Genomic DNA, 12673 nt, shown 5'->3' on the forward strand with positions numbered 1-12673 from the left:
ATGGACCTTGCCTTCACTGCCGAGGAAACCGCCTTCCGCGACGATGTGCGCGCCTTCATCAAGGACGCCTTCGACGACGAGATGCGCAGCGCCATGGCCCGCACCCGCACCGGCTATATCGCCAAGCACCTGCATATCCGCTGGCAGCAGCGCCTGGCCGCCAAGGGCTGGCTGGCGCCGAACTGGCCGGTGGAGCATGGCGGGCCGGGTTGGACACCCACCCAGCGCTATATCTACGAGCAGGAAATGTCGGCCGCCGGCGCGCCCATCGTGGTGCCGTTCGGCCCGCGCATGTTGGCGCCGGTGATCATGAAATTCGGCACGCCGGAGCAGAAGGAAAAATACCTGCCCGATATCCTCAATAGCCGCATCTGGTGGTGCCAGGGCTATTCCGAACCCGGTGCGGGTTCCGACCTGGCCTCGTTACAGATGAAGGCCGAGGATAAGGGCGATCATTTTCTCTGCAACGGCAGCAAGATCTGGACCTCGGAAGCCCAGCATGCCGATATGATCTTCTGCCTGGTGCGCACCATGCCGGGCAAAAAGCCGCAGGAAGGCATTTCGTTTCTGTTGATCGACATGAAATCGCCGGGCGTGACTGTGGCCCCCATCGTCACCATCGACGAACCCGGCGCGCATATGCAGGAAGTGAATCAGGTTTTCTTCGACGATGTGAAAGTGCCGAAGGAAAACCTGGTGGGCGAACTGAACCAAGGCTGGACCTGCGCGAAATACCTGCTGGAATTCGAGCGCGGCAATGCCTATTCCGGTCATCTCAAGCGCGGGCTCAAGCATGTGCGCCGTATCGCATCGGCCGAAGTGGCCCATGGCCGGCCGCTGCTGGAAGATCCGGATTTCGCTCAGCGCCTAGCCCAGGCCGAGATCGAGATCATGGCGCAGGAAATGACCGAGCTGCGTGTGCTCGGCCAGTTCAGAAGCGGCCAGAATGTCGGCGCCTTCTCGTCGCTGCTGAAAACCCGCGGCACCGAATTGCAGCAGCTTGTCACCGAACTCGCCGCCGATGCCATCGGCTATTACGCGCTGGCTTTCCAGCCCTTGCTGGAAGGCGGCAACGAACCCGATATCGGCCCCGATTACGCCAGCGGCCCGGCGCAGCGCTATCTCAACACCCGCAAGGTGTCGATCTATGCCGGCTCCAACGAAATCCAGCGCAACATCATGTCGAAACTGATGCTGGGCCTGTGAAATTGCCTCTTTGAAAAATCGTCACCACCGGACTTGTTCCGGTGGTCCATGGCTCAGCGGCTTTGCTGTGTCATGCATGGACCCTCGGGACAAGCCCGAGGGTGACGCTTGCGGGGGGAGGCGAGGCCTACCCGTTGCGCTGTTCCAACAGGCGGCGGGCGATCACCTGAGCCTGGATTTCGGCGGCGCCCTCGAAGATGTTGAGGATACGGGCGTCGCACAGCACGCGGCTGATCGGATATTCCTCGGCATAGCCGTTGCCGCCATGCACTTGCAGCGCATTGTCGGCATTCGACCAGGCCACGCGGGCGGCCAGCAGTTTGGCCATGCCGGCTTCCAGGTCGCAGCGGCGGTCGGCATCTTTTTCGCGGGCGGCGAAATAGCTGAGCTGGCGCGCCAGCATGGTTTCCACCACCATCCAGGCGATCTTGCCATGCACGCGCGGGAAGCTGTAGATAGGTTTGCCAAACTGCACGCGATCCTGGGCGTATTTCATGCCCAATTCCAGCGCGCATTGCGCCACGCCCAGCGCGCGGGCAGCGGTCTGGATGCGGGCGCTCTCGAAGGTTTCCATCAACTGCTTGAAGCCCTGGCCCTCGCGGCCGCCGAGCAGGTTGGCGGCCTTCACCTGAAAGCCGTCGAAGCCGATCTCGTATTCCTTCATGCCGCGATAGCCCAGCACCTTGATCTCGCCGCCGCTCATGCCGGGGGCCGGGAAAGGATTGGCATCGTCGCCGCGCGGCTTTTCGGCCAGCAGCATGGAGAGGCCCTTATAGCCCGGTTCGCTGGCATCGGTGCGCACCAGCAGGGTCATCAGGTCGGTGCGGGCGGCGTGCGTGATCCAGGTCTTGTTGCCCTGCACTTTATATACGTCGCCGTCCTTCACCGCGCGGGTGCGCAGGCTGCCGAGGTCCGAGCCGGTATTGGGCTCGGTGAACACGGCGGTGGGCAGGATTTCGCCGGATGCCAGCTTGGGCAGCCAATAGGCGCGCTGTTCTTCGGTGCCGCCGCGCTGGATCAGTTCGGCGGCGATTTCGGTGCGGGTGCCGAGGCTGCCCACGCCGATATAGCCACGGCTGAGTTCTTCCGACACCACGCACATCGCGGTCTTGCCCAGGCCATGGCCGCCGTAATTTTCAGGAATGGTGAGGCCGAACACGCCCAGCTCGGCCATTTCCCGCACCACGCTCATCGGGATGAATTCATCCTTACGGTGCCATTCATGGGCAAACGGAATCACCTTGTCTTCGGCGAAGCGGCGGAATTGCTCGCGCACCATGGCCATGGTTTCATCCAGCCCCAACGCGCCGAAATCGCCGCTGCTCAAGCTATCCTGGATCAGCGTGGCGATGCGGCTGCGCACGGCGGATGTATTGCCCTGTGCGATCAAGGCCAGCACGGCCGGCACGCGATAGGCCGCCAGGGCGGCTTCGTCCAGCCCCAGATCGCGCGGGCGGCAGATTTCCACCTGGCTCATCGGGATGCCGCCTTGCAATTGCGACAGATATTCGCCGAAACCGGCTTGCAGGATCAGGCTTTCCAATTCGCCCAAGGCACCCTCGGCCTGCAGCCGTTCGGCCCAATGCAGGGTCTCCTTCAAGGTGGCCACATAGGTGGCGAACCAGGAAAGCCCATGAGCGGCGAATTGTTCGGCTTCCAGCAGCCCGGCATCAATGCGGCCATCGGCGCCGCGCACCATCTGCGCCACGCCCGCCGTGGCCTGGCCCAGCAGGGCTTCGGCCGCCACCAGCGCGCTGGCGCAGGTTGGCAGCAGGTCGGCGAGCACGGGGCTTTCGGAAACGGGCAATTTAGCGGCGGCTGACATGGGCGGCTCTTGTGTTTTGTCTGAATCGAAGAATCATGCGGCGCGATGAGGCTGTCATCGCGCCGCAACTCTATGGGCTTCAGCTATTGCCGGCCTCGATGGCGTCTTCCACCGTGCGCAGGCCGGGCAGCTTGGCGCTCACCAGCACGGCCATGTTGCCGGGCTTGTGCTGGTTCTTCCACATCTTGGTATGGGCGCGCGGGATATCGGCCCAGGAAAACACTTCCGACATGCAGGGGTCCAGCCGGCGTTCGATCACCAACTGGTTGGCCTGGCTGGCCTGCAGCAGGTTGGCGAAATGGCTGCCCTGGATGCGCTTTTGCCGCATCCACACGAAACGCGCATCGAAGGTGAGGTTGAAGCCGGTGGTGCCGGCGCAGAACACCACCATGCCGCCGCGCTTCACCACGAAGCAGGAGACCGGGAAGGTCTGCTCGCCGGGATGTTCGAATACGAAATCCACGTCGTTGCCCTTGCCGGTGATATCCCAGATCGCCTTGCCGAAGGCGCGGCATTTCTTCATGTAGTCGGCGTATTTTTCCGCATCCAGCACCGGCGGCAACTGGCCCCAGCAATCGAAATCGTTGCGGTTGATCACGCCCTTGGCGCCCAGGCTCATCACGAAATCGCGTTTCGATTCATCCGAGATGATGCCGATGGCATTGGCGCCGGAAATCGCGATCAGCTGGATGGCCATCGAGCCCAGGCCGCCGGCGGCGCCCCAGACCAGCACATTCTGCCCCGGCCGCAGGATATGCGGGCGATGGCCGAACAGCATGCGATAGGCGGTGGCCAGCGTCAGCGTGTAGCAGGCGCTTTCTTCCCAGGTCAGGTGCTTGGGACGCGGCATCAATTGGCGCGACTGAACGCGGGCGAATTGCGCGAAGCTGCCATCCGGCGTCTCGTAGCCCCAGATGCGCTGGGTCGGCGAATTCATCGGGTCGCCGCCGTTGCATTCCTCGTCGTCGCCGTCATCCTGGTTGCAATGGACGATCACTTCATCGCCCACCTTCCAGCGCTTCACGCGCCGGCCCACGGCATACACGATGCCCGAAGCATCCGAGCCGGCGATGTGATACGGCGCCTTATGCACATCGAAGGGCGAGATCGGCACGCCCAGGCCGGCCCATACGCCGTTGTAGTTCACGCCGGCGGCCATCACCAGGATCAACACCTCGTCGGCATCGATCTCCGGCGTCGGCAGCACTTCCAGCTGGAACGAGTCTTCCGGCGGCCCATGGCGCTCGCGCCGGATCGCCCAGCCATACATCTGCTTCGGCACATGGCCCAGCGGCGGGATTTCGCCCACCTCGTAAAGGTCTTTCACGCCACCCTTCACCGGGGCGCCATTCGCCGTCTGTAAAGCCACCACGGACCCACCCGCGTTCGACATGTCGAATCTCCTTGAATGTCCCAAACCAACCCCAGACTGCCTGGCTCTTACCGGCCGGCTGACGCAGACCCGATAAAATCCTTTCCGCACTGCCGAAAAGATGCTTGAATCGTTTTGCGTTGCAACAGAGGTTATGATATTTCGGTTGCACGCTGCAAGAGGGCAATTTAATGTCTCAAAAAATTATCTGGGTGGAATAAAATTATGACCAAGAGCCCTGATTCGACTGCATCCGCCGACGCGTCTCTTCGCAGTAGCAGCAAAGCCGCGCCAGTAAAGGCCGAAAAACCTTGGCTTTTCCGAACTTATTCGGGCCATAGCTCGGCCAAGGCGTCCAATGAGCTGTATCGCACCAATCTGGGGCGCGGCCAGACCGGCTTGAGCGTGGCTTTCGACCTGCCGACCCAGACCGGTTACGACAGCGACCATGTGCTGGCGCGCGGCGAGGTGGGCAAGGTGGGCGTGCCGGTGTCGCATCTGGGCGATATGCGCATGCTGTTCGATGGCATTCCGCTCGGCCAGATGAACACCTCGATGACCATCAACGCCCCGGCGGCCTGGCTGCTGGCGCTGTATATCGCCGTGGCCGAGGAGCAGGGCGCCAAGCGGGCCGAGCTGAACGGCACGGTGCAGAACGACATCATCAAGGAATATCTCTCGCGCGGCACCTATATCTTCCCGCCGGCGGCGTCCATGCGGCTGATCACCGATGTGATTGCCTTCACCTATCGCGAGCTGCCGAAATGGAACCCCACCAATGTGTGCAGCTACCATCTGCAAGAGGCCGGCGCCACGCCGGTGCAGGAATTGGCCTATGCGCTGGCCACGGCGATTGCGGTGCTGGATGCCGTGAAGGAGTCCGGCCAGGTTCCGGAGGCGGATTTCGCCCAGGCGATGAGCCGCATCAGCTTTTTCGTCAATGCCGGCATCCGCTTCGTCACCGAAATCTGCAAGATGCGGGCTTTCGTCGATCTGTGGGAAGAGATCGGCCGCGAGCGTTACGGCGTCACCGATCCGCGCGCCTTGCTGTTCCGCTATGGCGTGCAGGTGAACAGCCTGGGCCTGACCGAGCCGCAGCCGGAGAATAACGTCTACCGCATCCTGCTCGAAATGCTGGCTGTCGTATTGTCCAAGAAAGCCCGCGCCCGCGCCGTGCAATTGCCGGCCTGGAACGAGGCTTTGGGCCTGCCGCGCCCCTGGGATCAGCAATGGTCGCTGCGGTTGCAGCAGATCGTGGCTTACGAAACCGACCTGCTGGAATACGAAGATCTGTTCGACGGCAATCCGGCGATCAATGCCAAGGTGGAAGAACTCAAGGCCGCCGCCCGCGCCGAGTTGAAGCGCATCGAGGATATGGGCGGCGCCATCCAGGCGGTGGAAAGCGGCTATCTCAAGCAGGCTTTGGTGGAAAGCAACACCAGCCGGGTGCGCGGCATCGAAACCGGCGCCATCACTGTGGTGGGCGTGAACAAGTTCACTGAAAGCGCGCCGTCGCCGCTGGTGTCTGGCGACACCGATGCCATTATGACCGTGGATGCCGCTGCCGAGGCCGAACAGATCGAACGCCTCAAGGCCTGGCGTGCGCAACGCGACGCAGCCGCTGTGGAAGCCGCGCTGAAAGACCTGGAAGCCGCCGCGCGCGAGGGCCGCAATATCATGGAACCCAGCATCCAGGCCGCCAAGGCCGGCGTCACCACCGGCGAATGGGCCGGCTGCCTGCGCGGCGTGTTCGGCGAATACCGTGCGCCCACCGGCGTGTCGGCCTCCAGCAATGCGCTGGCCGATGACGGCATGGATGAATTGCGTGCCGAGGTGGCCGCCATCGCCAAGCGGCTCGGTCGCCCGATCAAGCTGCTGGTGGGCAAGCCTGGCCTGGATGGCCATTCCAACGGCGCCGAGCAGATTGCCGTGAAGGCCCGCGATAGCGGCATGGAAGTGGTCTACGAGGGCATCCGCCTCACGCCCGAACAGATCGTGTCGGCGGCCTTGGAAGAGGGCGTGCATCTGGTTGGGTTGTCGATCCTGTCCGGCAGCCATGTGGAACTCGCCACCGATGTGCTGGCCCGCATGCGCGCCGAAGGCATCGGCGATGTGCCGGTGGTGGTGGGCGGCATCATCCCGCCCGAGGATGAGCGCAAGCTGAAGGCGGCCGGAATCGCCGGCGTATTCACGCCGAAGGATTTCAACCTCACGCAGATCATGCACGAAATCGCCCGCCTGGTGGATCGCACTTATTCCCGCGCGGCGTAGGCCGCCAAGAGAATGTCTGCGGCGTGATACTCATAATCGTCACCACCGGGCTTGTCCCGGTGGTCCATGCCTGACGCAGCAAGGCTACTCGACGATGGATGCCCGGAATAAATCCGGGCATGACGATTAGGAGCAGTTGTGAGGGGTGTGACACCCTTGCGAATTCACAGTCTGGCGTTATCCTCGGGCGATATCCATTCTTGAGGCCGCCTTGTCCAGCACCGCAACGTCTTCGCCATTCCTGGGCCGCATCGCCGCCAGCCTGCTCGCTGGCTTTCTGCCGCCCGTGCTGCTGATCGGCATCCTGGCCTATCGCAGTTGGGGCAACGAGCCGCTGGGCCTGTGCTATCGCGTGCCGGGCACCGGCGGCACCCTGCCGATCCGCATGAGCCCGGCGGAAGGTGTGTTCACCTGCGGCCTGCATTGGGATTATGTGGCGCTGAATATCGGCCTGCCGGCGCTGGCGCTCAGCGTGGTTGCCTGGTGGGTGATCGGCCTGCTGCGGCGCTAACGTGTCCGATCCCAATCCCGCCGCTATCGAAAGCCTGTTCGATCCGGCGCCCACGATCATCGAAACCCATATCTCGAAAATCTTCCTGAGCGGCGACCGTGCTTTCAAATTGAAGAAAGCCGTGAAGCTGCCCTTCATCGATTTTTCCACCCTGGCCTTGCGCAAGGAGGCCGCCGAGCGCGAATTGCGTTTCAACCGCCGCTCGGCGCCGGATTTGTATCTCGGTCTGCGCGGGGTGTGGCGCGCTGCCGATGGCCGCCTGCGCCTCGATCCGCCGCCGGGCGAAGCGATTATCGAATGGCTGGTGGAAATGCGCCGCTTCGATACCGAGGCTACGCTGGATCGCCGCCTGGCCCATGGCCTGCTGACGGCAGACGACATGGATGCGGTGGCAGCAGCCGTGTATGACCTGCATGCCAAGGCGGAACGCTCGCCGCGCGATGCCTTCGCCACGGCGGATGATACCGCGCGCAAGAATCTGGTCTGCTTCCAGCGCCTGGAGCCAGCAGCCATGCCCGTCGCGGAAGTGGCGGCCATGCATGCGGCGCTGATGGCTGAAATCGCGCGCCATGATGCCTTGCTCAGACAGCGCGGCCCGGCCGGCTTCGTGCGGCGCTGCCATGGCGACCTGCATCTGCGCAACATCGCCTGGATCGATGGCCGGCCCTTGCTGTTCGATTGCCTGGAATTCGACGATGCCCTGGCCGAGATCGACACGCTCTACGACATCGCCTTCCTGGTGATGGACCTGCTTTCGGTCGGGCGCCGCGATCTCGCCAACCGGCTGCTCTGCCGCTATCTCGAATTGCTGACTGATGATGCCGGCCTGGCCTTGCTGCCGCTTTATGTCAGCCTGCGTGCTGGCATCCGCGCCCATATCGCCGGGCTGAATCCGAAGGAATGGCCGCGCGGCGCGGAATATCTCGCTTTGGCACATCAGGCCTTGCAGCCCGTGCATCCGCGCCTTGTCGTGCTGGGCGGCGGGTCCGGCACCGGCAAAACCCTGCTGGCGCGCGGCCTGGCGCCGCTCTTGCCCGGTGTGGCCGGCGCTGTGGTGGTGCGCAGCGATGTCACCCGCAAGGCGCTGTTCGGCCTGGATGCCTTGCAGCCGCTGCCGCCAGCGGCTTATGCGCCGGAAGTCAGCGCGCGGGTTTTCGCCGCCATGCGGGCGCGGGCCCGCGCGCTGTTGCTGGCCGGGCAATCGGTGATCCTGGATGCCGTGCATGGCAATGTGCAGGAACGCACCGCCGCCGAGGCACTGGCCGCCGAGCTGGGCGTGTCCTGCCAGGGGCTCTGGCTGGTGGCATCCCAGGATGTGCAGATCAGGCGCGTGACGGCGCGGCAGGGCGATGCATCGGATGCCGATGCCGATGTGGTGCGCAAACAGCAGGCGATGCAGCCGCCCGAGGATTGGCCGCATCTGGATGCCGGCCAGGATGCCGCCGCCACATTGGCGGCAGCCTGCGGGGCGCTTGGCCTTTAGCGTTTCCCGAAGCGGTCCTCGACGAAGCGGAACAGCGCGCGCAGGCCGGTGGCTTCGCCGCCCACCGGGCGGCCGGGGCGCGGACGCGGCGACCAGCCGAAGGTATCCAGATGCGCATAGGCGCGCGTCTCGGTCACGAATTCCTTCAGGAACAAGGCGGCGGTGATCGACCCGGCAAAGGGGGTGTCGCCGGCATTGTTGATATCGGCCACCTTGCTATCCAGGTAATCGCGATAGGGCGCATGCAGCGGCAGGCGCCAGAGCGGGTCGGCGGCATTCAAACCGGCCTTCAGTAGAGCTTCCGCCAGCGCATCATCGGGCGAGAACAAGGCCGGCAGGTCGGGGCCCACGGCCACGCGTGCGGCGCCGGTCAGGGTTGCCGCATCCAGCAGCAGATCGGGCTTCTCGGCATCGGCATCGGCCAGCGCATCGGCCAGGATCAGCCGGCCTTCCGCATCGGTATTGCCGATCTCGACGGTGAGGCCCTTGCGGCTGCGGGTCACGTCGCCGGGGCGGAAAGCATCGCCGGAAATCGCATTCTCCACCGCCGGGATCAGCAGCCGCAGCCGCACATTCAGCTTGCGCGCCATGATGGCCTGGGCCAGGCCCAGCATGATCGCCGCGCCACCCATATCCTTTTTCATCAGCAGCATGCCGGAAGCCGGCTTGATATCCAGGCCGCCGCTATCGAAGCATACGCCCTTGCCAACCAATGTGAGTTTCGGCGCCTTGGCCGAACCCCAGGTGAGGTCGATCAGCCGCGGCTGGCGATGGGCGGCGGCAGCCCGGCCCACCATATGCACCAGCGGATAGCCCTTGCGCAGCGGCTCTCCCTGCACGATGCGCAGCTTGGCCTTATGCGCCTTGGCAACCTTGGCAACCGCATCGGCCAGTTCGGCGGGGCCGAGATCGCCGGCCGGGGTGTTGATCAGATCGCGCGCCAGCACGATGGCATCGTGCAGCGCGCGCACGCGGGCCTTGTCGGCATGCTCAGGCCAGACCAGGCGCGGCGCCGCCTTGATGGGCGGCTTGCGATAGCGGCTGAAACGATAATCCTGCAAGGCCCAGCCCAGCGCCGCCAGTTCAGCCTGTTCGGGCTTGAGCGCGGAAGCGAAATGGTAGGTGTTCGAGCCAACAGCGGCGGCAATCGCGGCATAGGAAAACGGATCGGGCTGCGCCGGCAATCCGGCCAGCACGCGGGTTACGCGGCCCTGGCCGTCGGGGATGGTCAGCACCTGGCCCGGCTTGCCCTCGAAGCCCTGCGCCTCGGCCCAGGCCAGCACAGCAGGCGCCTCGCGGCGGCGCTCGTTGTTCCATTCGCCGGGGGCGAACAGCCAGATCGGCAGCGGTTTGGCGGCTTTGTCCAGAAGCGGCAGGGGCATCGCAGGCTCCACTCTCTTTGCAAGCAATCCGTCCACGCTTTATAAGCGGGCCGGCAGCACAACGAAAGCCGGAGCAAATTCCATGGCGCGTCTCACTTTGGCGATTGGCAACAAGAATCACTCCTCCTGGAGCCTGCGGCCCTGGCTGGCCCTGAAAGCCGCCGGCGTGGCTTTCGATGAATATCCGGTGGCGTTGCGCCAGCCCGACAGCAAGGCCCGCATCCTGGCCTTCTCGCCTTCGGGCAAGGTGCCGGCGCTGAAGCATGGCGACCTGCTGCTGTGGGATTCGCTCTCGATCTGCGAATACGTGGCCGAAACCTATCCGCAGACCGGACTATGGCCGGTGGATGCGGCGGCCCGCGCGGTGGCGCGCAGCGTGGCGGCCGAGATGCATTCCGGTTTCATGGGCCTGCGCCGCGACCTGTCGATGGATATCCAGCGCCGCCTGCCGCTGCCCGATCTGGCTGAGGATACCCGCGCCGATATCGCCCGCGTGCTGGCGGTGTGGAATGAATGCCGCGCCACATACGGCCAGGGCGGGGCGTTTTTGTTCGGCCGCTTCAGCGTGGCCGATTGCATGTATGCCCCGGTGGTGACGCGGTTCCGCACCTATGGCTATGGGCTGGATGCGGTCTGCCAGGCCTATTCGGATGCCGTGTTCGCCCATCCGGCGATGGTGGAATGGTGCAAGGCGGCGGAGGCGGAAACCCCGCTGCCGCTGTAATCCCTAGCTCAGCAGGCCGGCTTCGCGGTAATAGCGTTCGGCGCCGAAATGCAGCGGCGTGGAAAGGCCGGTGAGTGCGGTTTGCGGGCGGATCTGCTGGGCTTTCACATGGCCGCCATCCAGCAGCTTGCGGTTGGCCGGATGCCATAGGGCGGCGGTCACCGCATAGATCAGGTCGGGATCGGCGTTTTCCGAAACCACCCATTGCATGCCGATGCCCAGCGTCTCGGTCTCGTTCTTGCGGCCATAAACGCCGGCCGGGATTACCTCGCGGTTGAAAAATCGGTGGCGCCGCAGCGCGGTTTCTATCGCTTTGGTGGATAGCGGCAGAATATCGGCGGCGCCGGCGGCGATCAGGTCTTCCACCAGCGGTGCCGGATGCCCGGCGATCATGAAAAACGCATCCAGTTCGCCGCGCAGCAGCCGGTCTGCCGCCTCGCCGGGCTCCACCTCCGCCACCTTGATCTGGCCCAGCCGCACGCCATAGGCATTCAGAATGATTTCCACGTTGAAGCGGGTGCCGGATCCGGCGCGGTCGATGGAAACCAGCTTGCCCACCAGGTCGCGGATATCCTCGATCCCGCTGCCCTTGCGCACCACCAGATGCACGGTTTCGGAATACAGGTTGGCAATCACCCGCAGCTTGGGCTGTTTGGCGCGGCGGAAATAAAACCCCTCGCCGTTATAGGCGGAATAGACCAGATCGGCCTGGGCAAAGGCGCTTTCGATGCTTTCATTGGATACGGCGGCGATATTGGCCACCGAGCCGGCGCTGGTCAGCGCCACGGCGATCAGGCCGGGCACGCCGCAAGAACCGCCGCGTGCGCAGGGGCGGCTGCCGGTGGGATTGGAAATCGCCGAAGCCACCAGGGTGCCGACCGGAAAAGCGGTGGTGGCTGCCGATCCGGTGAGGATGCGGAAGAATTTAAGGTCTTCCGCCGCCGCGCGCGGTTGCGCCATGGCGGCCTGGGCCGGGCCGGGTAGCATCAGGCCAGACACTGCCATGCCCGGCAGCGCCAGGGCGGAGCCTGCTGCCAGGCTGGACAGGAAGAAGTCGCGGCGGCGCATGGGGGCAGTCTATACCCCGCGCCGATCAGGGCAAGCCGGAAAGCATGACGCTTCGGCTACCGGCCGTATTTCAGCTTGCCGATCAGCACCAGCATGGTGAGCACCAGGGTCACGCTGTTGGCCGCGATCAGGGCCACCGAACCGATCATCAGGCCATAGATCAGCCAGAGCGAGATGCCGCTCACCATCAACAGAAACATGCCCAGCGAGATATCGCGGGCCGAACGGGTGCGCCAGACCTGGATCACCTGCGGCAGGTAGGCCACGGTGGTCAGGGTGCCGGCCAAAAGGCCCACGGCCTCGAAAAGCACCGCGTTGTCGATGAGGGCATTGCCCATGATAGTTTTAGGATCAGAGCCTGGCGATGAAGGCGTTTTGCAGCTTGGTGATGATACCGCGCAAATCGCCCGGGTCATAGGGCTTTGGTTCCACCTTGCCCCAGATCGGGCCCGGCCAGGCCGGGTCTTCCTTGAAGCGGGCGATCACATGCACATGCAGCTGCGGCACCACATTGCCCAGCGCCGCCGCATTCATCTTGTGCGGCTGGAACACATGCTTCAGCACCCGCTCGGCCTGGGCGATCTCGTTGATCAGCAGCTTGCGCTGCTTTTCGCTGAGGTCGCAAATCTCGGTCAGGTTCTCAGCGGCGGGCACCAGAACCAGCCAGGGATACTGGCTATCGTTCATAAGCTGCACGAGGCAGAGTTTCATCCGGCAAATCGGCAGAGTGTCGCGCCGTAATTGCTCGTGCAATTGGAACATGGATACTTCTCGCTTCTAGGCCATTTATGGAGTATCGCTCGCGGTGGATATCCGATTGTCATGAGCCTG

General features: G+C 64.0%; 11 protein-coding genes. 5 read left to right on the forward strand and 6 right to left on the reverse strand.

What is annotated here, in order from left to right; translation table 11 throughout:
- Positions 1–1206 (forward strand): acyl-CoA dehydrogenase family protein, encoded by a 1206-nt coding sequence (locus tag KF827_RS12465; protein WP_291005780.1) that lies wholly within the window; start codon positions 1–3, stop codon positions 1204–1206.
- 127 nt (positions 1207–1333) lie between these two features.
- Here the strand turns inward: KF827_RS12465 and KF827_RS12470 are convergent, their stop codons facing one another.
- Together KF827_RS12470 and ccrA are read right to left on the reverse strand one after the other, a co-directional pair.
- The gene (locus KF827_RS12470; RefSeq protein ID WP_291005783.1) at positions 1334–3031 is read right to left on the reverse strand and encodes an acyl-CoA dehydrogenase family protein; all 1698 of its coding nucleotides are present in this window, start codon (positions 3029–3031) and stop codon (positions 1334–1336) included.
- Positions 3032–3110: 79 nt separating this feature from the next.
- The gene (gene ccrA, locus KF827_RS12475; protein ID WP_291005786.1) at positions 3111–4424 is read right to left on the reverse strand and encodes a crotonyl-CoA carboxylase/reductase; all 1314 of its coding nucleotides are present in this window, start codon (positions 4422–4424) and stop codon (positions 3111–3113) included.
- Between the two features lie 204 nt (positions 4425–4628).
- Between ccrA and KF827_RS12480 the strand changes: the two genes are divergently transcribed.
- The 3 genes from KF827_RS12480 (at position 4629) to KF827_RS12490 (ending at position 8668) form a co-directional block, all read left to right on the forward strand.
- Entirely contained in the window at positions 4629–6674 is a 2046-nt protein-coding gene (locus KF827_RS12480; protein ID WP_291005790.1) for a protein meaA, read from the forward strand.
- A 211-nt stretch (positions 6675–6885) separates the two neighbouring features.
- On the forward strand, positions 6886–7185 hold the full coding sequence (locus tag KF827_RS12485; RefSeq protein WP_291005792.1) for a hypothetical protein: 300 nt from the start codon (positions 6886–6888) through the stop codon (positions 7183–7185).
- 1 nt (position 7186) lies between these two features.
- Entirely contained in the window at positions 7187–8668 is a 1482-nt protein-coding gene (locus tag KF827_RS12490) for an AAA family ATPase (RefSeq protein ID WP_291005795.1), read from the forward strand.
- Here KF827_RS12490 and KF827_RS12495 read toward each other — a convergent pair.
- On the reverse strand, positions 8665–10050 hold the full coding sequence (locus tag KF827_RS12495; RefSeq protein WP_291005798.1) for a leucyl aminopeptidase family protein: 1386 nt from the start codon (positions 10048–10050) through the stop codon (positions 8665–8667). The genes KF827_RS12490 and KF827_RS12495 overlap by 4 nt on opposite strands.
- Before the next feature lie 82 nt (positions 10051–10132).
- On the opposite strand from KF827_RS12495, the gene KF827_RS12500 reads away from it, so the two are divergent.
- Positions 10133–10774 carry a glutathione S-transferase family protein gene (locus tag KF827_RS12500; protein WP_291005801.1) on the forward strand — a complete coding sequence of 214 codons (642 nt, stop codon included), beginning with the start codon at positions 10133–10135 and terminating at the stop codon, positions 10772–10774.
- Positions 10775–10777: 3 nt separating this feature from the next.
- Here the strand turns inward: KF827_RS12500 and KF827_RS12505 are convergent, their stop codons facing one another.
- Genes KF827_RS12505 through KF827_RS12515 form a run of 3 tightly spaced genes read right to left on the reverse strand, consistent with a single transcriptional unit; the run spans position 10778 to position 12604 of the window.
- A complete protein-coding gene (locus tag KF827_RS12505) occupies positions 10778–11842 on the reverse strand; it encodes a TAXI family TRAP transporter solute-binding subunit (RefSeq protein WP_291005804.1) in 1065 nt (354 codons plus the stop codon).
- Positions 11843–11898: 56 nt separating this feature from the next.
- Positions 11899–12180: a SemiSWEET transporter gene (locus KF827_RS12510; RefSeq protein WP_291005807.1), complete on the reverse strand. Its 282-nt coding sequence runs from the start codon at positions 12178–12180 to the stop codon at positions 11899–11901.
- 13 nt (positions 12181–12193) lie between these two features.
- Positions 12194–12604 carry an HIT family protein gene (locus KF827_RS12515; RefSeq protein ID WP_291005810.1) on the reverse strand — a complete coding sequence of 137 codons (411 nt, stop codon included), beginning with the start codon at positions 12602–12604 and terminating at the stop codon, positions 12194–12196.
- Positions 12605–12673: the final 69 nt, after the last annotated feature.

Source organism: Ferrovibrio sp., from assembly GCF_019636075.1.
Taxonomy (GTDB): domain Bacteria; phylum Pseudomonadota; class Alphaproteobacteria; order Ferrovibrionales; family Ferrovibrionaceae; genus Ferrovibrio.

What these genes read in the sequence shown, in the direction of transcription:
- KF827_RS12465 (WP_291005780.1), top strand. Translation starts at nt 1, where the DNA reads ATGGACCTTGCCTTCACTGCCGAGGAAACCGCCTTCCGCGACGATGTG.
- ccrA (WP_291005786.1), bottom strand. Translation starts at nt 4,424, where the DNA reads ATGTCGAACGCGGGTGGGTCCGTGGTGGCTTTACAGACGGCGAATGGC.
- KF827_RS12510 (WP_291005807.1), bottom strand. Translation starts at nt 12,180, where the DNA reads ATGGGCAATGCCCTCATCGACAACGCGGTGCTTTTCGAGGCCGTGGGC.
- KF827_RS12480 (WP_291005790.1), top strand. Translation starts at nt 4,629, where the DNA reads ATGACCAAGAGCCCTGATTCGACTGCATCCGCCGACGCGTCTCTTCGC.
- KF827_RS12470 (WP_291005783.1), bottom strand. Translation starts at nt 3,031, where the DNA reads ATGTCAGCCGCCGCTAAATTGCCCGTTTCCGAAAGCCCCGTGCTCGCC.
- KF827_RS12505 (WP_291005804.1), bottom strand. Translation starts at nt 11,842, where the DNA reads ATGCGCCGCCGCGACTTCTTCCTGTCCAGCCTGGCAGCAGGCTCCGCC.
- KF827_RS12515 (WP_291005810.1), bottom strand. Translation starts at nt 12,604, where the DNA reads ATGTTCCAATTGCACGAGCAATTACGGCGCGACACTCTGCCGATTTGC.
- KF827_RS12495 (WP_291005798.1), bottom strand. Translation starts at nt 10,050, where the DNA reads ATGCCCCTGCCGCTTCTGGACAAAGCCGCCAAACCGCTGCCGATCTGG.
- KF827_RS12500 (WP_291005801.1), top strand. Translation starts at nt 10,133, where the DNA reads ATGGCGCGTCTCACTTTGGCGATTGGCAACAAGAATCACTCCTCCTGG.